Consider the following 19,049-nt stretch of genomic DNA (forward strand, 5'->3'; position numbering starts at 1 on the left):
CGATACTCAATTATTGAGCGTCCTTAATTGTAATCTTGAGGATTTTTTGTTCTTGAACTGGGCGGTCGCCAGGTCCCGTCTTTGTGTTTTCAAGTTTTTGTACGATGTCGTATCCTTTTACCACTTCACCAAAGATAGTGTGCTTTTTATGCAACCACGGAGTTGCAGCAGTTGTAATAAAGAATTGGCTTCCATTTGTTCTTGGACCAGCATTTGCCATCGCGAGCACGCCTGGTTTATCAAATTTAGCGCTATCTGTAACTTCATCTTCGAATGGCTTATTCCAAATAGACTCGCCACCGCGGCCCGTGCCTGTTGGGTCGCCGCCTTGAATCATGAATCCCTTAATGATTCTATGGAAAATGACATCGTTGTAGTAGCCATCTTGAGCATGTTTAATGAAATTTTCTGTGGCTTTAGGAGCAATATCTGGTCTTAAAGCAATTTCTATAGTGCCTTGAGTCGTCTCAATAACAGCTATGGGTTGGTGGGGCATCGTAGACTCCGTTGCTTGTAGGGGAATTAGGCAATGAACTAAACAAGTTGCAAGAGCAAAAAAAGTAAATGTGAATAAATTCATTATTCCTCCTGGGTTAATAAAAATGCTATTGATGTAAGTTAATCAAAGATAATTCTTAGAGGATGTTCACAGACTGCAAGTGGGATGCTTTGTATGTCCATTTGTGCCATAGATCATGCAAGCCATCTCGCGATTTGCAAACGCCCACCTACTTTCCCATTTTAGTCATTTGTTAACAAGCCTTTAGTTTCATCTTTTGGCGTAGTTGAGGGGCTATTAAGGGGTCCTGATAAATTTTTTGTGCGATTAAAAGAGGCTAAAAAAGTATGAAGGATGCCGCTTCGAATTGCATAATCTTCAAGCGTTTTTAATCCCTCAATGGTGGTGCCGCCAGGCGATGTAATTTGCCACTTTAGTTCGCCCGGATGTTTGTTGGATTCTTCCAAAAGTGCAATGCTGCCCTTCAACATTTGCAGCGTCAGGAGCTTAGCATCAGATGCTTGAAATCCCATGTAGATGCCGGCTTCTATCATTGCTTCGACCAAAACGAAAACGAAAGCAGGTCCTGATCCTGTCAAAGCCGTAAGAGCATCAATTTTTGATTCAGGAAGCCAGTAAACAGCACCCAAAGGTTCAAACAATGCCTGTAATAGCAATTTTTGCTTTTCACTCAGGATTGGATTCTCCACCAAGCCAATTACCCCTTTTCCATGAACCAAAGCGAGATTTGGCATCATGCGAACAATAATAGAATGGGGGAAGACTTGCTTAAGCGATGCGTAAGTTGTACCGGCTAAGATGCTCACTAATATTTGATGGGGCTTTAAGAGAGGCGCCAACTGATCTGAAATATCGCTTAAATTCTGGGGTTTTACAGCTAAAACAATCAAGTCAGCTTCTTCTACAGCTGATACGAGTTCTTGGCAGACAGTAGCCGGGATTTGGCGGGCGAGAGATTGAGCAGCTGCTGGATAGCGATCGTATAGAGTCAATTGATGATAGGTGTGTAGACTTTTGGCGATTCCAGCACCCATGTTTCCGCAACCGATAATGGCAATGTGCACGTCACTTCTCCTTGCTTAGATGTAATAGATTTCTTGCATAATTAGGGATTTACCCATTTTTTGTCTTCATTTACGGTGTGAAGGGTTTGATCTGATTGCTGACTGAGTACAGTCAAGGAAGGCGCGTATGATAATCTCCTAAGATGATCCATTTATAGGTTGTAAGTTCTTTTAATCCCATTGGACCTCTCGCGTGCAGTTTTTGAGTACTAATAGCAACTTCGGCTCCAAGTCCTAGCTGCCCTCCATCTGTGAAGCGGGTGGAAGCGTTGACATAGACGGCAGCAGAGTCGATTTCTTTGATGAAGCGACCGGCGTGGGAGCGGTTTTCGGTTAGAATACCATCGCTGTGTCCGCTGCTATGCAAGCGGATGTGTTGAATGGCTTCTTCGAGGCTGTCCACAATTTTTACTCCTAAAACGAGGCTAAGCCACTCTGTATCCCAGTCAGTGGCATTGGCTTGCCTGACTTTTGCTCTATTTAGATTGAGCTCTTCGAGAATTTTCCATCCCTTTTCGTCGCTGCGTATCTCGACTCCAGCGTCGACTAGTTGGGAGGTTAGGGCTGGTAGAAAGGCGGGTGCGATTGCTTCATGGATGAGGACCGTGTCTAAAGCATTGCAAACGGTCGGCCTTTGAGTTTTGGCATTGAAAATGACAGAGCGGGCTTTTTTTAAATCGGCTGTTTGATCGACAAATAAATGGCAAATTCCAATCCCTCCTGTGATGACAGGTATTAAACTATTTTCACGGCAAAATTGATGAAGGGCGGCTCCTCCGCGTGGAATGATTAAATCTATGAATTGGTGCAGATGGAGGAGTTCTTTGACGTATTCGCGATCAGGGCTTTGGATGAGTTGCATGGCCGTAGCCGGAAGGGATGCTCCTATTAGGGCGTGCTGGATGACTTGCATCAGGATTTGGTTGGTTTGAAGGGTTTCAGACCCTCCCCTTAAAAGGGCGCAATTGCCCGTTTTAATGCAAAGGCTAGCCACGTCAATCGTGACATTGGGCCTCGATTCGTAGATGACGCCTAGCACACCAATTGGAATGCGGCATTTTGAAACCTTGAGGCCGTTTGGTAGAGTGTTTTCTTCAATCACTTCACCGATCGGGTCTGGCAATGAGGCTATGTGGCGCACATCTTGAATTAAAGAGTCCATTCTCCCCTCTAAGTTCAAGCGGTCTATCATGGCATCGCTTAAGCCATTTTCTTTCCCTTTTTGCCGATCTTTCTGATTGGCTGCGAGAATGAGCGCTGCATTCTGCTTGAGCCCTTGTGCGATGAGTTCCAGGCAGTGGTTTTTTTGAGACTCAGAGGCCTGACCCAAGAGATAAGTGGCTTGCTTGGCTTGTTGACCCATTAGCGGTAAAGGAATGGTCATGGTTAAAGATCCTCATTAAATTTGATGCGGGTCATATTGTCTCGATGGATGATTTCTTGTCCGTAGCTGTAGCCTAAAATGTCTTCTATATGTCTAGAATGGGATCCGATTAAGCGTTGAATCTCTTGATTGCCATAATTGGTCACACCGACTGCAATCGGTTGTCCGGAGAGGGAAACTAGTTGGACTAAAGCTCCTCTTTCGAATGATTGCATCGTTTTTTTTATGCCGACGGCCAACAAGCTTGCTCCCCCGTGACGCAGCTGATGTTCTGCACCCGAGTCGATTTGAATGGCTCCTTGGTGTTTTTCGGACAGCAGCCACCTTTTGCGGCTTTCACGGGTTGTCGTTTCGGCTAGAAAAAGTGTGCCGAGCGGTTTTTCAGCGGCAATTTCTATCAATACATTAGGACAGGAGGATGAGGCGATGGTCGTGCTTGTACCGCTTTGGGAGGCAAGCTGTGCGGCCTGTACTTTGGTATACATCCCTCCAGTCCCCAGCCCGAGGGCTGCAGAAGCGCCTCCTGCTAAAGCGAAAATGGAGGAGTCGATGTGTTTGACGACCGGAATGAGCTCTGCTTTAGAATCTTGGCGCGGGTCGCTCGTATAGAGCCCTTTTTGATCGGTCAATAATATTAAGCGATCGGCTGCAATTAGATTGGAAACAAGAGCGGCTAAATTATCATTATCGCCAACGCGGCTGTCTTTGGTCGCTACGGTATCATTCTCGTTGATGATTGGGAGAACGCCATGTTGCATCAGGCAGTGCAGGGTATCGCGAATATTGAGATAGCGTTGGCGATTTGAAAAGTCGCCTCGCGTAAGAAGTAATTGCCCTACTTGGATGCTAAAAAGGCTAAACAATTCTGCCCAGATTTGCATTAAACGCCCTTGCCCAACGGAGGCAAACATTTGCTTGGAGGGGAGGTAGCGCTCAACGGTCGGATGTCCAAGCATTTCCCTTCCTGCAGCAACCGCGCCTGAAGTGACAAGTACCACTTGCTTGCCTTGTTCTAATAAATGAGTGATTTGGCGTGCAATTTCGAGCATGTAGCGCCTTGAGAGCTGCTTTGTCCCTTGGGTTAGGGTGCTTGTGCCAAGTTTAATAACGATCTTATTCATGGGTGAATCCAATTTTTAAGACTCAATGAGATGATTAACTTTAATAATGACTCGCATGGAGTTTTATACGCACAAAGAGCAGTTTGGCGTATACATACTGATAGTGAAAAAATTTAATAAAGAAAAAAATAAGGGCAGTTTGGATTTACCCCAAGCGGGGAGGGAATGCAAATGAAAAAGAAGGTTTTAAAGAAAAGAATTGCATGAATATCCTTACAGCATATACTCAAAATACCAAAAATTCATATTAAGATCATTAAGTTTTTAGAGGAGTCGATATGCGCGTTTTTGTCACAGGGGCAACGGGTTATATTGGACATGCCGTTGCGAAAGCTTTTCGAGCTAAAGGACATACTGTTTATGGACTCGTTCGCTCGCAAGAAGATGGCGATTTATTAAGCTTGGACGAAATTTGGCCTGTAATGGGTGATTTGGATCAGCCCGATAGCTACAAGCAGTTATTAGATAACGTTGAGGTTGCTGTCCACTGTGCCTTTGATTGGCTAGACAAGGGAATAGAGCGCGATGCCAAAACTATCGATACGATTACAGAAGTCTTCGGAAAGAGTTCTTTGCCGCGCACATTTATTTACACCTCTGGCGTTTGGATTTATGGGTCGCGAGGGCATCAAATTATGGATGAATCATCTCCGGTTAATCCCATTGAAATCTCCAAGTGGCGTCCCATACATGAAGAAAAAGTCTTGAAAGCGACGAATGTGAATTTGAAAACGGTCGTGTTAAGGCCCGGATGTGTCTATGGAAACGTGGGAGGTTTGACTAATCTGCTCTTTACCTCTACTCAAAGTGGGGCAGTAAAGATTGTAGGAGAGGGGCACAATCGCTGGCCCATGGTGCATGTACAAGATTTAGCCTACGCTTATGTTGCCGCCGCCGAAAAAGAATTGACGAATGTGACACTAAATGTCGTTGACGATTCAAGCAACACGGTCCGTGAAATGGCAGAAGCCGTTGCGAGAAGCGCAAAAATGGAGGGGAAAATTCAAGTCCTTGGCATGGATGAGGCGAAAAAACAGTTTGGAGAGCTGGTAGATGGTCTTTTGGTCGACCTCCAGGCAAATAATTCAAGGATCAAGCGTTTGCTTGGCTGGCAAATCCACCACGTCCCTTTTGTTAATGAGAGCGACCTCTACTACAACGTGTGGAAAACAACACAGCAAGCGGAAGAATTTTAAGCTTTCCGTATTTGCTTACAAGCTCTTCTTCCGTGCTGTTGTGAGCTCTACAGGCCTCCTGTAGAGCATGAGTTCAGGCCTTCTATTCATTCCATTTCGGCAATTAATGCAGAGGTTTCAAACTTTTCATCTAAAAGCGCTTGCCGCTTTAGAAAGCGGATCATAGCCTCTACAACTAGCTCGGGCTTCTCTTCTTGGGGAATATGGCCGCAATTGGGGATTAATAGTCTATCGGCCGATGGAAAATCGCTTAGAAATTTTTCATAATGCGTAACGGGAATCAAGTTGTCATGATCGCCCCAAATGATCAATAGAGGTTGAAATAAGGTCTCGTAGCGCACGCTTAAGTCGACTAATTTCTGCTTGTCGAATTGTTTGAGCGTCATTAAGGAAGCGTCTGCACCGCCGGGAAAGCGATAAGGGAGAGAATAAGCTTCTACCTGCTCATCCGTCACTGTCTTAGCATCGAAAACGATTTGCTTGAGCCCTGAGCGAATGATAGCCGGGCCTACAAAAGGGACCCATAAAGGACCCAGGTGCTTTGTAAGTGAGAGGTAGAAGGGTAAGTCGAATGGATATCCCAATGCACTGATGAGGGTTAAAGAGCGAACTTTTTGGGGATGGTCAAGGGCTAGGCTCAAGGCTAATCCTCCACCCATCGAATTGCCGACAAGGTGCGCAGAGGGGATGTCGCGTGCCTCCATGAAGGCCTTTAGCTGCTGGACAAATAAGGACACATCATACGAAGCTGCTTTAGGTTTATCACTCAAACCATAGCCAATCAAATCAATCGTCCATACATGATAGCCTGCCTCGGCAAGGGGAGTGACTAGATGACGCCAAGTAAAGGTATTGGCCCGAAAGCCATGAATGAGCAAAAGATGGTTAGATCCTTCCCCATGCTCAGTATAGTGGACTCTCCAATCCCCTTCGGGAGTCTTCCAATCCCAAAAGAGTTTGCCTTGCTTGCAAGCTTGTTGTTGCAAAGGATCAAGCATGGGTGTTTGTGTAAAAAAAAGTAAGCCCATAAGTCCTGCAGCGACAAAGAGCGCTGAGAGAACGACGCGATGAAGTAGCGGCCGCTTCTTTTTTGACATTTGTTCCCCTTGATTCCCCTCTAATTATAAATAGGAGATCGATTCTTTTTTGAATAGAGGCAGCTCCAATAAAGCCACTCTTTCACCTCTTTCCCTCTTTTCAGAGATAACTCTCTAGGCGATTTAAAACACCTTAATTCTAAACATTTTATATTTGTGCTCAAAGGAAATAATGAGCAAAGCGGCTCATAAAAATGCTTCATTGCTGATTTTTTTTTAATTTTAATCTGGAATATAATAAATTCAGTCGACCAAAACAAATGGATATGAGCTCACTTAAAAGGGAGGTCTTATGCTGCGCTTTATTTTTAATTTCTTTCTTTTTGGCATTTTATTTTATTTGATCTATTTGTTCTTTCCTGAGGCTTTCCAGACTTTAGTTTCCTGGGCGAACCATACGTATGAGTTCTTTAAGGATTTATTCATGCAGCTGTCGGCTAGAATCCAAGCTTCCAGAGGCGATCATAGCCTACCTCAACAGACTTTAGGTTCGATGGTATTCATGCCCTATTTGCTTGCCAAAAGAGGCTAGATTTATTAATGAATCTTTCGAGAGAGGATCTTCAAAACGCTGTTGATCGGCATATTTTAAATCAGCAGCAGGCGGATCAGCTTTGGGAAATGTTGATGAATCGTTCTTTAGCAGAGTCGCGCTTTAATTTTGCTTCGGTGATCTACTATTTAGGTGCCTTTATTATTTTGGCAGCCATGATTTGGCTAGCATCATTGGGAAATGAGCAGCTGGGCGGGTTTGGTCTTTTTTTTATTACGTTAGCCTACACCTTGTTATTTGCCTCATTAGGCCTCTATTTATGGAATCAAACCATTTATCGAGTGGGCGGAGGGGTGTTATGCGCCTTGGCAGTCTGCACTGTACCTTTGATGATTTATGGTTTAGAAAAGGGGCTGGGCTTTTGGCCCACGTTTTCATTTTCCCATTTTGATGAAGTCGCCTACCGCAACTATGAAATCGTCAGTCATCGATACTGGCTGACGCTTGAAGTGGGAACAATCATGGCTGCTCTGATCGCACTCTATTTCATCCGTTTTCCTTTTATCATGGTCCCTCTCTTGTTGGCGCTCTGGTTTTTAACCCTCGATGCTGTTGCTATTTTGCAAGGAGCAGAGGAGTTATCTAATCGAGCCTATGAATGGGTTTCTTTGCTATTTGGCATGGGTGCTTTAATCACGGCTTACATACTAGATAAACGGGTGTATCAAGATTTTGCATTTTGGGCTTATTTGATAGGATTGATGGCGACTTCTGGAAGCTTGATAGGCCTCATGATGGTTGGGACGAATGAGTGGTTAAGACTTGGCTATGCCTGCATTAATCTTTTATTTCTTTTTTTAGCTATTCTTTTGAACAGGCAAAGTTTTCTGGTTTTCGGAGCCTTGGGAGTTTTTGCTTATCTTTGTTATCTAGTCTACGGAGTTTTCCACGACTCTCTTCTATTTCCATTGGTGCTAAGCATGCTTGGCGTTGGAGTCATCTATATCGGGATCCTCTATACCAAGCATCAGCAGACTATCCAGCAGGCTCTATTATGGTGTTTGCCTGAAAAAATTCGCAAAGCGCTTCCTTCTCATCAAACAAAGTTCAGGGAATAGAGAGCTTTACGACTTAAGTGGCCTATCATGCCATGACTCCTGCTTGATCGCCCCATTTTCTTATGAGTGCGTCGGTAATGTCCAAAGGCAGAGCTCCATGCTTGAGCCATTCATTGTGGAAGTGGCGAATGTCGAGGTGCTCTCTTTGCGCCTGCATGGAGAATTGGCGCAGTTTTTGAATCTTCAATTCGCCTATTTTGTAGGCGAAAGCTTGTCCTGGCATGACTAGGTAGCGATCTACCTGCTATTTAATGCTTTCCGAGCCTTACATAGCGTTTAAAGTATGGAATGGTCTTTTCGCGGCTCAATCCCAGAGAGGATTGTCGCAGCACAGATTGCATTCTTGATAGCCATGAGAATAAAATCCTTGGGGCTAAGGTTAGTCTATACAGCAGGGCAGGTTTTCCATGATGCTAGGCCCGGCAGAGGTTCCAAGTCTTGTAGCTCCCGCTTTTATGAGGCTGATAGCCGTGGATGCATCTTTAATTCCTCCAGATGCTTTAACTTGTGGAACAATCTGCTTCATCAGTTCAACATCGGATACGGTTGCTCCGGCTGGGCCGAATCCGGTTGAGGTCTTGACAAATGAAATGCCCGTTGCAGCAGCTAATTGACAGGCAAGTTTTTTTTCCTCTTCGCTCAGATAGCATGTTTCAATAATCACTTTGAGCGGACAAGGGGAAGCTAATTCCACAAGATATTTAAATTCATCTTCGATGGGTTTTAAACGTCTGTCTTTCAACCAACCAATGTTGATGACAAAATCAATTTCATCAGCCCCTTTTTCGATTGCTTCTGCAACCTCCAGGCATTTTAGTTGCGTAGAAGAGGCCCCTGTTGGAAACCCTGCGACTGTGATTAGTTTAAGGGACGAGGAGGACACGATGGATCGGGCGAGGGGAAGCCAAATAGAGTAGAGGCATACACCGTAAAACTTCCAGTGCATAGCGCCCCAGCAAAGCTTTTCAATGTCTGCCTCTGTGGCAAAAGGCTTCAACTGGGTATACTCAATGGTTTGGGCGACTGATTCTGGGGTCATTTTTTACTCGCTCCGTTAGATTTAAAAAATAGGTGGTCGAGCCAATCAAAGACGATTTGATTGACAAGGGAATAAGCTCCGATTCCACAGTGCTCCGCGGCACCTTCTTTTTCGGTGAGGAGCCTGTATTCCTTTTTACAAGTTAGGGCATTATAAAGCTCTCTTGCCTGTCCTTGGCTAAAGGTTTCATTTTCACTGTCGAGAATTAGAGATGGGCATTGGATGCGGCTGGCTATATCGACTAGTGTATAGGCCTTCCAAGCGCGGACCAGGTCGGCTGGTTGGTCCTTTCCATGAATCCAGGCTTTGCTTTTCATTTTAAAAGCCATGCCCGGCTGACTCATTACTTGCTGCATCAGCTGTTCTAAGTGATGCGCCTGATCGGGCTCAAGAAGGGCATCAATAGCTGGAAAATGCGCTCTGAAAGGGCGTAGTGCCTCATATTGACCTGGATTGGCAATCAGGGCTGCCAGGCGGGTTTCGAAGCACGCGGCGCGGGGAGTAAGATAGCCTCCCCAGCTTTGACCGAGCAAGGAAATTTTTTCTGCATCGACCAGCGAAAGCGTTGTTAAATAATCTATGACAGCTGAGACGACTCTTTCCCAATCAGGACGCATGTAAAGTTCTTGTTTGATCAGGCTATATCCTTGACCTGGTCCATCGAAGCAGAAGACATGGTAGCCTCGCTCAAGCGCTGCAAATCCGTTACAGAAGAAAGCTTCCTGGCAGGTTCCGTCATAGCCGGTATTGATAATCAAAGTAGGTCTCACCCGGTCATCAGCGCGAATAAAGTAACCCATCAAATGCGTATTTTCGAAAGGGAAAAAAACTTTTTCGACCAAAAAGTTGGATAGCAGCATTCCTTTATCAAACATGGCTACATGCTTATCATAAGCCTCAATAAAGCCTGCGCCGATGGGAGAGCCATAGAGAAAGAAGAGCGCTGTCCGGTAATAATGGCAAGCCCTAAAATAGGCTTCTTTAGCGCTTGTCAAATGGTTATGCTGTTCGGAAACGGTTCCCAATCCATTCAGCTGTTCGGCTGTTTGAAACCACTCTGTGAACCAGCTGTCATAATTACCCGGTTCAATACGAGACGCTGTTGCAAGACATTCCCCGTAATCTGCTCCCCGGTAGTAAATGAGGGACAGAATGCGCAGCAATTGTCCATCAAAGGCTGGATGATCAAAAAAAGCTTTCATGGATGAACCTATCTTTTTAGCTCCAATTATTAAATGTTATGGCGTGAGCCGCAAACTGGATCAATGGAAAGTATAAAAGAGAAAGGCTTTCTTACGAACCTGAACTTTGATCATTCTCTTAAAAAAAGCTGTAAAAGGAGGAGATGTTGTAAAACGATAATATGTTTTTCAAGGTGTTTTAAAATTCTCATTTCTTTTATTTTAAATATAGATAATCTAATTTGCAGGAAAAATAACTAAACGATTTTATGATGAAAGAGATGAATAAAGCCTTGATTAACGAGGGGTATCTTGAAGAAAGATTGAAAGAATTTTTTGGCTATAATGCTTTTCGTGCGCATCAAAAAGGGATTATTCAAGCTGTTTTGAATCAAGAGGATGTGGTTGCCATCTTGCCGACAGGGGCTGGAAAGTCTCTGTGCTATCAGCTACCGGCCCTTTTGCAGTCTGGAACGGCGATTGTAATTTCGCCTTTGATTTCATTGATGCAGGATCAAGTCGTTTCTTTGTTTAAAAATGGCATTGCGGCGGCTTTTCTGAATAGTAGTTTATCTTATCAAGATATGCAGCAGGTACTCAATCATTTAAATGATTATAAGCTTATTTATGTGGCTCCGGAGAGGTTTGCCGACCCTATTTTTATTGAACGGTTGAAAAATATTGATGTTTCATTTTTTGTGATAGATGAAGCTCACTGCATTTCTCAATGGGGGCATTCTTTTCGTCAGGAATACCGGAAGCTTTCTATTTTGAAAGAAACGTTTCCTACCAAGCCTGTGATGGCTTTGACGGCAACAGCTACGCGGGAAGTGGAAAAAGATTTGATCATTCAGCTCCTTATGAGGGATCCAGTCCTTATTAAGGGAAGCTTTGACAGGCCGAATTTAACCATTCACATTCATCCCAAGATACAATCGGATAAGCAGCTCATGAAGTTTCTGCAAGAGCATGCTAATCAATCGGGCATTATTTATGCGTCAACTCGGAAAGGAGTAGAAACAACCTATGCACAGCTTTTGCAAGCAGGCTTTCCGGTGGGGCGTTACCATGCGGGTTTGTCAGATCAAGAGCGTGCTTTATCGCAGCAAGATTTTCAGCACGACAAAGTCACTTTAATGGTTGCGACAGTTGCTTTTGGAATGGGAATTCACAAGCCTGATGTGCGCTTCATTGTACATCTCGACATGCCGCGTACGATTGAACAATACTATCAAGAGATTGGACGAGCAGGGCGGGACGGGCTTCCGGCCGATTGCCTGATGCTGTATGGTCTGCAGGACTTGGTTTTATATAAAGCTTTTGCTGAGGATCTGACAGATCCCATTCTTCGGCAGGAAATGAAAAAAAAGACAGACAGTCTTTATCGTTTATGCACATCGCCAGAATGCCGCCGTAAAGGGTTGTTAAACTACTTTAGCGAGTCCTTTCCCGAGGGAGAGTGTCAAGCTTGTGATAACTGTCTGGATGATGATAATAAGTTTGACGGATCGGTCATCGCCCAAAAAATTCTCTCATGTGTTTACCGTGTTCAGCAACAAGTAGGTGTGCGCATTGTCATTGACGTTTTGCGCGGCTCGAGCAGCCAGGTCATCATGCAAAAAGGCTATCAAGAATTGTCAACATTCGGCTTACTGGCAGATCGATCTTCGGAAGAGCTTCGCTACTATATTGAGTCTTTGATTCAGATGGGTTTTCTAATGAGAACAGAGGGAGATTATCCCGTTTTAAAATGGACCGAGCAGACCAAATCTGTCATAATAGGGCACCAGAAGGTCTATTTCAGGAAGAAGCTGTTCCATGAAAAGAAAGAGAAGGTAAAGTCTAAGCCTAAGGAGGCTCAAGCTCTTTACTATCATGAGGAGCTGTATGAAGCCTTGAAACAATTGAGGACCGAATTCGCTCGCTCTGAGCAGGTTCCTCCCTATGTCGTATTTAGTGATCGTGCCTTGCAAGAAATGGCAACCTTTTTCCCTCGAGACCAGCAGGCTTTTTCTAGAATTAATGGAGTGGGCCCAATTAAGTGGGTTAAGTATGGAGCGCAATTTCTTCTGCTCGTTCAGCAACATGCCCTGGTTCACGAATCGAACTGGCCGCAAGAGGCAAGTTCGCCAACACCGCCCTATCAGCGCCAACATTCGAGAGAAGAGACGGTTCGGCTATATCAGCTTGGGCATGGAATTGAAGGGATCATGGAGCAAAGAGGGCTAGCACGAAGCACTGTCTTGAGCCACTTAGTCGAATCCATCCAGCAAGGGCTCGATCTCGATCTTTCAGGACTCATTTCTGCCGACAAGCGAGAGGCTATTCAGCAAGCTATTGCTCAAATAGGAGCAGAGAGGCTGACGCCCATTAAAGAGCTGTTGCCAGAGGCAATTACATATGAAGAAATCCGCCTGGTCAGTGCTTATTACCAAAGAGCTCTTTAACAATGATCTTCACTCTTCTTTGTGATTAATTGGATCGTGGGAACAGCATACATATCCGATTAATAAGAGGATTAAAATGATCGGTAGAAAGATGTCTATGTAGAGAGGGAGTCCAATATTTCCTGGGGCTTCATTTTGGCGAAGCATCCAATCTTGAATGTGACCGTAGGCATTTGCCCAATACCAACAGGAAAGTCCAAGAGTTGTTGCGACCCAAAAGAGACCACGAAACCAAATACATAAAAATCCCAGGATGGCAAAAGTTAAATTGGCATAGGCAACTTGTTGCTGGAAAGGGTTTTCCGGAGGCCAGCCCATGTATTCGGCCATCTGATTGGGCGTAAAGGCATGACTGTAAAACACAAATAAGCTGTTGAACCCAACGCTAAAGACTAACTGGTAAAGCAAAAAAATTTCGACGATGTAAGACAATGGGCGCGGTTTTTTAAGAATCAGTAAATGAATGATAGAGCCTACCCAGGCAAGAGTAAAAATAAAAGGAAATAGGCCCATGAGCTTCCTAATCTTAGCGTTGAAGAGCACATTGATATTCCATTTCATTGGGTATAAAATGGTTATCGGGTATAAGAAAGTCCTTGCTGTTTATATGTAATCAATACAGTTCAAAAAGTCTATCGGTTTTGCGATGAATGTCGATCAAGCAGTACTTAGGGATGAAATGGCTATCCATTTTTTGGAAGAGGAATGGGCGCAAGGGCTGCGGCTCAATGACGAGTGGGCCAATAGCTTAACTCACGGAATTGGGTTTATTTTAAGTTTGATTGGATTTTTTTTCCTGATAGCCGTTCCTTTGGAAAATGGGGATTACTGGAAGCTCTTAAACTTTACCATTTATGGTTCAAGCCTTGTGCTTCTTTATTTGGCTTCCACTCTCTATCATTTTTTTAAAAAGCCCCATTTAAAAAAGCTGTTCCGCAAAGTCGACCATTGCGCCATCTATCTCCTCATCGCCGGATCTTACACACCTTTTACGATGATTCCATTGCATGGCTTTTGGGGCTGGTTATTGTTCGGATTGGTGTGGGGAATGGCTTGTTTAGGAGTAATCTTTAAAGCGTTTTTTATTCATCGATTTAAAAAAATCTCTACATGGATTTATCTGGGAATGGGATGGCTTGTCATCATTGCGATAGAGCCTTTGATAAATAGTGTTTCTCAAGAGGGGCTGTATTGGCTTTTTGCAGGAGGATTGTCCTATTCATGCGGCGTCATCTTTTATGCCTTAGACAAAAAACGCTTTTTCCATGCCATTTGGCATCTATTCGTCATGGGCGGCAGCCTTTGCCATTATTTGGCCATTATGTTCCATCTTTAGCCTGTGAGTTCTTCGTAAATTCAGCATCTTTTTCAGTATCGGAAATGCGGGCTGGACAGGATTTGGCCTTGATGATCGTTTGCAAGCTTTGGGCAAAGGGAATGGAGTGAATGGTAAAAGGTTCATTCCAATCGTCCGGTAAATGCTCTACAAGGACAAAATCATCTATGTCGAGTCTTGCACGTGTTTTCAACTCCTTTGATAGCGAGTCGGGAGCGATACAATTCTGAATGGTGCGAACGGCAGCCGTCTTTGAAGGCGCAGCTTTTGATTCGATGCTGCTCCATTAGTCTTTTGTATCTCGCGGAGCAAATCTCAAGGAGAAGGGTTAATAAACATGCTGGATCTTCTTTATTTGCTCGTTTATTTTGGTGAGGCAATCATTAAAGGAGTGATTGTTTTGTCGATGTATGTCAAACACTGTTGTGCCGTCCAACGCTGTTTGGGGTCAGGGTCGAGCATATGCCACAAAAGAATACCAACATAATCTCTTCGAGAAGGTAAAGTGAGGTGGAACTGATAGATTTGTTCAAGCAGGTTGCCTTCATCTTCCCGGCTTTTTAAATCCAAGCCAAACCAAGGGAACGTTTCTCCTTTTAGCAATAGCCAGGCCACGCAGCCAGCAGACCATATATCTAAAGATTTATTGCGCGACTCGAAGTTGAAGCTCCATCCTTCAGGTGCTAAGTAGCTCAGCGTGCCAACCGCCTGCTCTAGTTTGCTTTGATCGCTATCCCGGCACGATAAGCCAAAATCTGCGACCTTGAGCTTGCAGCCTCCTTTAATGAAAAGATTCTCTGGCTTGATATCACGATGAATAATGCCTCTTTGGTGCATCTCTTTCAGAAACTCTAAAAGCTGCCGGCAAAAACCAATTTTTAGCTCGGCTGACAGAAAGATGGTTTGATTTTGGATGTTGGTGAGTGTCGTAAATAAGTCTTCAGGATAGTAATCCATCACAATGGCTTGATGGTTGCCATAATAATGGAGAGAGTAAACTTTGACGAGATGTTTGACCCCGTTTAAAAGGCCGAGAAATTCCTCCTCGTTTTCAAGTTGATTATATGCATTTTTCTGCACTTTTTGCTTGGAACGAGCATAAGCATAAATTTTTCCAGGATCATTTAACTCAAATGCCTTAATAACCCGTTTAACGCTTCCAGATGAGATTTTTGTGGCTTTGGTGTTGAACATGAGAAGGAAAATTTTTCCTGATTTATGCGCCTCCAAATAAAATTTGTTCTCTTCTGCAGATCCAAATGTACACTTGAATAGGGCTGGGTAAATAATTTCTTGATTAAAAAGGAAATCGGACTGTTCATCTAATTGTTTGTAGAGAGCTTCTAGAATGCTTCTTGAAACAGGGAGATTGAATGACATCAATTTTTCTATATGCACAGATCTGTTTTTTGAAACGTTCTCTGCCTCTTCCGTGTTTTTTTTAGGCTCCTCCTGCTTAAGGCGTGCAAGCCCGCATAGGTGGGTTTTAGGAATGCAATTTTTGCTGCATTGAGAATACAGTCTTGTAAAGAGTTTTGTTTGGGGTTTTGGCGGAGGATTTTGATTCGTTGTATGGTTGTGTAAATAGGCATGTAAATCTGGTTTTAGAAAGGGCGGAAAAGACTTCTGTTGATAAATTGCTTTTCCATTCACATCATCATTTGGCGTTTGAGAGAATGTATAAACGGTTTGATGGGATGAGGTAGCAGGTGTTATCATAAATTCAGGCTCCTTTGTTCGTCCAGTTTGTGCTAAAATAAATGGCGCTATAAATACAAACGCTAACTCATAAACATTTTCTTAGAAAGCTTTTGATAAAAATTTTATTGCATTTCAAGGAGTGACTTTACCTCTTTAAGAACCTTATAGAGAGTTTTATGCGGATTTTGTCTTAAATATTATCTAAAACTAGACCCGTATTGGTTGAGGTAGTCCAAGCATAGTTCTACGTTCCAGCGCTTTTCGGGATTGGGATTGAGCATATGCCACAAAAGTAACTCGAGATGGTTTTCGGGCGATGGACGTGTTTTATGAAACCACAGGAGTTCTTTCATGAGATCTTCTTGATCATCCGGCTTTTCTGGGTCGTGGTCGTACCAAGGATAGGCTGCTCCTTTCCAGATCATCCAGAAGACGCAACCTGCAGCCCAAATATCTAGAGGCTTGCCACGAGCAGGGATGTTCTTATTCCATCCTTCTGGTGCAAGATAGCTAGGCGTTCCAACGACGAGTTTTAAACTGTCTTGGTCGTCATCGTAGCAAGCTAAACCGAAATCCGCGACTTTCAGCCTGTGGCCTTTAGCCGCTTTATCTTCGACAAGAAAGTTGTCGGCTTTAATGTCGCGATGGATGACATGCTTTGCATGCAGCAGTTGAATGGTTTCCAGCATTTGCTGGCAATAGTTTATTTTTATTTGGGGCGCAATTGAGACGGGATCGCGGCTTATTTGCTCGATCACGCCAAATAAATCCTGAGGATAGTATTTCATCAAAATGGCTTGGTATTCTCCATAATAATGGAGAGCGTATACTTTGATGATTTGCTTGGTGCCGTTAAAAAGACCTAAAAAGTCTTCTTCATTTTTATGTATATAGTTATCTACATACCTATCACCGGATGGTATAGAAAGAGCATAGGCATAAATGGCAGGATTTTTCAAGTCATAGACTTTAATTACGCTCTTAAAACGCCCTTCAGAAATGGTCGTTGATGTATGATTGAAAATCAAAAGAAAAACTTTTTTCGTTTTATGAACTTCTAAAAAAAAATTCAGGGGCAGACTCACCAACATTTTCGAAGCTACATTGGAATAGGACGGGATAAGCGACCTTTCGATTAAAAAAAAAGGAAGCATTTTCAAGCTGTTCATAAATAGTGGTTAAAATTTCGTGTGAAGTGGGAATTTGCAAATCTATCAATTTGGCAACTTTGGCAGCCGTTGTTTTCAAGGCTCCTTCCTTGACAAGTGTTTTGAGTCCGCATAAATGCGTTTTGGGAATGCTGTTATGAGTGGATGTAACGCAAACAGTTATTTTTAAAAATGGATTGAGCACTCCCTGAGTGGAGTGTTCTGCAGCAATAGATGGTAAATAAACGTCTAGTTGATCTGGTAAAATTGACAGCCCCTTTTCTTGCATATCTTGTATATTGGATAGGCTGTTGTGAGGAGATAAGTTGGAGGCAAAAATGCTCATAGCTAAGGCTCCTTTCAGGTCAAATGTTATGTAAAAAGTAAACAATTTGTCGCATATGCGGCTTTGTCATATTATTTGAAGCAGCTTTGATATGTCTTCTTCAATTAATTCCAAGGCCTTTTCCCAGAAATCTGGTTGAGTTAGATCGACACCAAGATGTTTCTGAGCTAATTTTTCAACTTCCATTCGACCAGTATCAGCCAGCAAGCTGTCATATTTTCCGCAAGATTTGGGTCCAAGTTGCTGCAAATGGGCATAAATACCAAGGCTGAATAAATAGCCGAATGTATAGGGGAAGTTATAAAAAGGGACACTTGTTGCATAGAAGTGTTGTTTGGCAACCCAGAAGTGTGGATGCCATTCGGACAAGGCATTGCAAAATGCCTCTTGTTGGGCTTCTTGCATTAAAGAATTGAGCATGGATGGCAAGACGAAGCCTTTTTTACGTTCAGCATAAAAGCGTGTTTCAAAAAGAAAGCGGGCGTGGATGTTCATTAGGAAGACAACAGCCCGCTGAATTTTATGGTCGAGAAGCACTGTTTTTAGGCCAAGGTTTGTTGTTTGATGGATCAGGGAGTCAATGACGATTGTTTCGCACAATGTGGACGCTGTTTCAGCGACGTTCATGCGATAGTGCTGAGAAAAACGCGGAAGAGGATCCACGACTTCATTGTGATAAGCATGTCCAAGCTCATGTGCCAATGTAAAAATATTTGTCATGCTTCCATTATAGGTCATGAAAATGCGGCTTTGCTGGCTTATTGGAAAATGTGCGCAAAATCCCCCGGCTCTTTTACCTTCGCGATCTTCTGCCTCAATCCACTTGTTTTGAAAAGCCTTTGTAGCAAAAGCGCCCATACGAGGGCTGAATTTTGAAAATTGGCTTTTGATAAGCTCTGCAGCCTCATTGAAAGAAATAAAAGGAAGCGTCTCTTGCGGCAGGGGTGCGCTTATGTCAAACCAGGCAAGCTGCGAACTATCAAACAACCGGGCCCTTTTGTTTAAATAGCGTACTAATCCTTGTTTGTGCCTTTCGACAGCTTTCCACATGCTATTTAAAGTAGTGTCTTGCATGCGGTTGCAAAAAAGAGGCTCCTTTAAGACCGAAGTCCATCCTCTTGCTTCGTAAAGTTGCAGGCGAAATCCAGCTAGATGATTAAGGATTTGTGCAAAGCTTCCCTCATGCATGCTCCAGGTCTTTTCCCACTCTTTAAAAACGGTGTGTCTCACTTTTCGATCGGGGTGTGAAAGTAGATTTTCCGCTTGCCCGACAGACAGGCGTTCTGCTCCTGCTTGATCTGGAAAGGGAATGCGAAATTGACCCATGAAGGCCTCATACATATCATTCCAGCCTTGATAGCCATTGATCCACAAACGGTGTATAAGCTGCTCTTGAGCTAAAGGGAGAAGTTCGCGATTCCATTCGCGTCTTTCTTGGATCGAGAAGGTGATGTTTTGCAGGTCCGGATGCTCAAGTAGTTGCTTAAAATCGCTTTCGCTTAACTTGGACAGATATTCGTCAAGTACTGAAGAGAGATTTTCGTAAAGTGCGCGGATGACAACAATTTGCTCTTGGAGTTGGATAGCTTTTTCGTCATTGACATTTTGAGATAAAAGGCAGTCAATCAATGCTTGCAATTCATAGCAGCGCGCATCAAAATCCTGAAGGGCTAGAATAATTGTGTGCAGGGCAGCGCTGGGGGAAGGGAGCATTTGTTCTAAATCGCTCTTCAAAGTCTGTAAGGCTAGAATGAGGGCAGGCGACTGGCTCCCGCCTGAAAAAAGCGAGTCTAGTTCCCATCTATTGGAATAATGATTTGACATACATCTCTTTAAAAATTACATAATAGTGTTTAAT

Annotated in this window: 18 protein-coding genes and 1 pseudogene; 5 read left to right on the forward strand and 14 right to left on the reverse strand. The window is 43.6% G+C overall.

Annotated features, from left to right (window positions below; genetic code table 11):
* Positions 1 to 10: 10 nt before the first annotated feature.
* The 4 genes from PNK_RS03595 to proB form a co-directional block, all read right to left on the reverse strand.
* Positions 11 to 496, reverse strand: a complete 486-nt coding sequence (locus PNK_RS03595; protein ID WP_059062339.1) for a peptidylprolyl isomerase — start codon at positions 494 to 496, stop codon at positions 11 to 13.
* Between the two features lie 245 nt (positions 497 to 741).
* Complete coding sequence (gene proC / locus PNK_RS03600; protein WP_059060354.1) at positions 742 to 1,584, reverse strand: pyrroline-5-carboxylate reductase; 843 nt, start codon at positions 1,582 to 1,584, stop codon at positions 742 to 744.
* A gap of 112 nt (positions 1,585 to 1,696) precedes the next feature.
* On the reverse strand, positions 1,697 to 2,968 hold the full coding sequence (locus PNK_RS03605) for a glutamate-5-semialdehyde dehydrogenase (protein ID WP_059060356.1): 1,272 nt from the start codon (positions 2,966 to 2,968) through the stop codon (positions 1,697 to 1,699).
* Between the two features lie 2 nt (positions 2,969 to 2,970).
* Positions 2,971 to 4,089: a glutamate 5-kinase gene (proB, locus tag PNK_RS03610; protein ID WP_032125261.1), complete on the reverse strand. Its 1,119-nt coding sequence runs from the start codon at positions 4,087 to 4,089 to the stop codon at positions 2,971 to 2,973.
* Between the two features lie 278 nt (positions 4,090 to 4,367).
* On the opposite strand from proB, the gene PNK_RS03615 reads away from it, so the two are divergent.
* Positions 4,368 to 5,285, forward strand: coding sequence for an NAD-dependent epimerase/dehydratase family protein (locus PNK_RS03615; RefSeq protein WP_059060358.1), 918 nt, complete (start codon positions 4,368 to 4,370; stop codon positions 5,283 to 5,285).
* A gap of 86 nt (positions 5,286 to 5,371) precedes the next feature.
* Here the strand turns inward: PNK_RS03615 and PNK_RS03620 are convergent, their stop codons facing one another.
* Positions 5,372 to 6,382, reverse strand: coding sequence for an alpha/beta fold hydrolase (locus PNK_RS03620; RefSeq protein WP_059060359.1), 1,011 nt, complete (start codon positions 6,380 to 6,382; stop codon positions 5,372 to 5,374).
* A gap of 292 nt (positions 6,383 to 6,674) precedes the next feature.
* On the opposite strand from PNK_RS03620, the gene PNK_RS03625 reads away from it, so the two are divergent.
* The gene (locus PNK_RS03625; protein WP_032125264.1) at positions 6,675 to 6,914 is read left to right on the forward strand and encodes a hypothetical protein; all 240 of its coding nucleotides are present in this window, start codon (positions 6,675 to 6,677) and stop codon (positions 6,912 to 6,914) included.
* Between the two features lie 8 nt (positions 6,915 to 6,922).
* The gene (locus tag PNK_RS03630; RefSeq protein ID WP_059060361.1) at positions 6,923 to 7,993 is read left to right on the forward strand and encodes a hypothetical protein; all 1,071 of its coding nucleotides are present in this window, start codon (positions 6,923 to 6,925) and stop codon (positions 7,991 to 7,993) included.
* 25 nt (positions 7,994 to 8,018) lie between these two features.
* Here the strand turns inward: PNK_RS03630 and PNK_RS03635 are convergent.
* From PNK_RS03635 to PNK_RS03645, 3 genes and pseudogenes are all read right to left on the reverse strand, one after another.
* Positions 8,019 to 8,222: pseudogene (locus tag PNK_RS03635) on the reverse strand (DUF885 family protein); the annotation flags it as partial.
* Positions 8,223 to 8,372: 150 nt separating this feature from the next.
* Entirely contained in the window at positions 8,373 to 9,032 is a 660-nt protein-coding gene (deoC, locus tag PNK_RS03640) for a deoxyribose-phosphate aldolase (protein WP_059060365.1), read from the reverse strand.
* Positions 9,029 to 10,234: an alpha/beta hydrolase family protein gene (locus PNK_RS03645; RefSeq protein ID WP_059060367.1), complete on the reverse strand. Its 1,206-nt coding sequence runs from the start codon at positions 10,232 to 10,234 to the stop codon at positions 9,029 to 9,031. The genes deoC and PNK_RS03645 overlap by 4 nt, the downstream gene beginning before the upstream one ends.
* A gap of 248 nt (positions 10,235 to 10,482) precedes the next feature.
* Between PNK_RS03645 and recQ the strand changes: the two genes are divergently transcribed.
* Complete coding sequence (gene recQ, locus PNK_RS03650; RefSeq protein WP_059060368.1) at positions 10,483 to 12,660, forward strand: DNA helicase RecQ; 2,178 nt, start codon at positions 10,483 to 10,485, stop codon at positions 12,658 to 12,660.
* Between the two features lie 9 nt (positions 12,661 to 12,669).
* On the opposite strand, the gene PNK_RS03655 is transcribed toward recQ, so the two are convergent.
* On the reverse strand, positions 12,670 to 13,173 hold the full coding sequence (locus PNK_RS03655; RefSeq protein ID WP_059060370.1) for a DUF6790 family protein: 504 nt from the start codon (positions 13,171 to 13,173) through the stop codon (positions 12,670 to 12,672).
* Between the two features lie 166 nt (positions 13,174 to 13,339).
* Between PNK_RS03655 and trhA the strand changes: the two genes are divergently transcribed.
* Entirely contained in the window at positions 13,340 to 13,996 is a 657-nt protein-coding gene (gene trhA, locus PNK_RS03660) for a PAQR family membrane homeostasis protein TrhA (protein ID WP_059060372.1), read from the forward strand.
* Here trhA and PNK_RS03665 read toward each other — a convergent pair.
* From PNK_RS03665 to PNK_RS03685, 5 genes are all read right to left on the reverse strand, one after another.
* Positions 13,980 to 14,189 carry a hypothetical protein gene (locus PNK_RS03665; RefSeq protein ID WP_059060374.1) on the reverse strand — a complete coding sequence of 70 codons (210 nt, stop codon included), beginning with the start codon at positions 14,187 to 14,189 and terminating at the stop codon, positions 13,980 to 13,982. The genes trhA and PNK_RS03665 overlap by 17 nt on opposite strands.
* Positions 14,190 to 14,359: 170 nt before the next feature.
* Positions 14,360 to 15,715 (reverse strand): protein kinase domain-containing protein, encoded by a 1,356-nt coding sequence (locus PNK_RS03670; RefSeq protein ID WP_059060375.1) that lies wholly within the window; start codon positions 15,713 to 15,715, stop codon positions 14,360 to 14,362.
* 179 nt (positions 15,716 to 15,894) lie between these two features.
* On the reverse strand, positions 15,895 to 16,725 hold the full coding sequence (locus tag PNK_RS03675) for a protein kinase domain-containing protein (RefSeq protein WP_158021685.1): 831 nt from the start codon (positions 16,723 to 16,725) through the stop codon (positions 15,895 to 15,897).
* Positions 16,726 to 16,744: 19 nt separating this feature from the next.
* Positions 16,745 to 17,191 (reverse strand): hypothetical protein, encoded by a 447-nt coding sequence (locus tag PNK_RS13320; protein ID WP_059060379.1) that lies wholly within the window; start codon positions 17,189 to 17,191, stop codon positions 16,745 to 16,747.
* Positions 17,192 to 17,257: 66 nt separating this feature from the next.
* A complete protein-coding gene (locus PNK_RS03685) occupies positions 17,258 to 19,015 on the reverse strand; it encodes a M3 family oligoendopeptidase (RefSeq protein ID WP_059060382.1) in 1,758 nt (585 codons plus the stop codon).
* Between the last annotated feature and the right edge of the window lie 34 nt (positions 19,016 to 19,049).

It is taken from the genome of Candidatus Protochlamydia naegleriophila, assembly GCF_001499655.1.
In the GTDB taxonomy this organism is placed as follows: domain Bacteria; phylum Chlamydiota; class Chlamydiia; order Chlamydiales; family Parachlamydiaceae; genus Protochlamydia; species Protochlamydia naegleriophila.

Excerpts from the sequence above, each read along its gene's own strand:
- PNK_RS03595 (WP_059062339.1), bottom strand. The coding sequence starts at position 496 with ATGCCCCACCAACCCATAGCTGTTATTGAGACGACTCAAGGCACTATA.
- PNK_RS03605 (WP_059060356.1), bottom strand. The coding sequence starts at position 2,968 with ATGACCATTCCTTTACCGCTAATGGGTCAACAAGCCAAGCAAGCCACT.
- proB (WP_032125261.1), bottom strand. The coding sequence starts at position 4,089 with ATGAATAAGATCGTTATTAAACTTGGCACAAGCACCCTAACCCAAGGG.
- PNK_RS03615 (WP_059060358.1), top strand. The coding sequence starts at position 4,368 with ATGCGCGTTTTTGTCACAGGGGCAACGGGTTATATTGGACATGCCGTT.
- PNK_RS03620 (WP_059060359.1), bottom strand. The coding sequence starts at position 6,382 with ATGTCAAAAAAGAAGCGGCCGCTACTTCATCGCGTCGTTCTCTCAGCG.
- PNK_RS03625 (WP_032125264.1), top strand. The coding sequence starts at position 6,675 with ATGCTGCGCTTTATTTTTAATTTCTTTCTTTTTGGCATTTTATTTTAT.
- PNK_RS03630 (WP_059060361.1), top strand. The coding sequence starts at position 6,923 with ATGAATCTTTCGAGAGAGGATCTTCAAAACGCTGTTGATCGGCATATT.
- deoC (WP_059060365.1), bottom strand. The coding sequence starts at position 9,032 with ATGACCCCAGAATCAGTCGCCCAAACCATTGAGTATACCCAGTTGAAG.
- PNK_RS03645 (WP_059060367.1), bottom strand. The coding sequence starts at position 10,234 with ATGAAAGCTTTTTTTGATCATCCAGCCTTTGATGGACAATTGCTGCGC.
- recQ (WP_059060368.1), top strand. The coding sequence starts at position 10,483 with ATGATGAAAGAGATGAATAAAGCCTTGATTAACGAGGGGTATCTTGAA.
- PNK_RS03655 (WP_059060370.1), bottom strand. The coding sequence starts at position 13,173 with ATGGGCCTATTTCCTTTTATTTTTACTCTTGCCTGGGTAGGCTCTATC.
- trhA (WP_059060372.1), top strand. The coding sequence starts at position 13,340 with ATGGCTATCCATTTTTTGGAAGAGGAATGGGCGCAAGGGCTGCGGCTC.
- PNK_RS03670 (WP_059060375.1), bottom strand. The coding sequence starts at position 15,715 with ATGATAACACCTGCTACCTCATCCCATCAAACCGTTTATACATTCTCT.
- PNK_RS13320 (WP_059060379.1), bottom strand. The coding sequence starts at position 17,191 with ATGAGCATTTTTGCCTCCAACTTATCTCCTCACAACAGCCTATCCAAT.
- PNK_RS03685 (WP_059060382.1), bottom strand. The coding sequence starts at position 19,015 with ATGTCAAATCATTATTCCAATAGATGGGAACTAGACTCGCTTTTTTCA.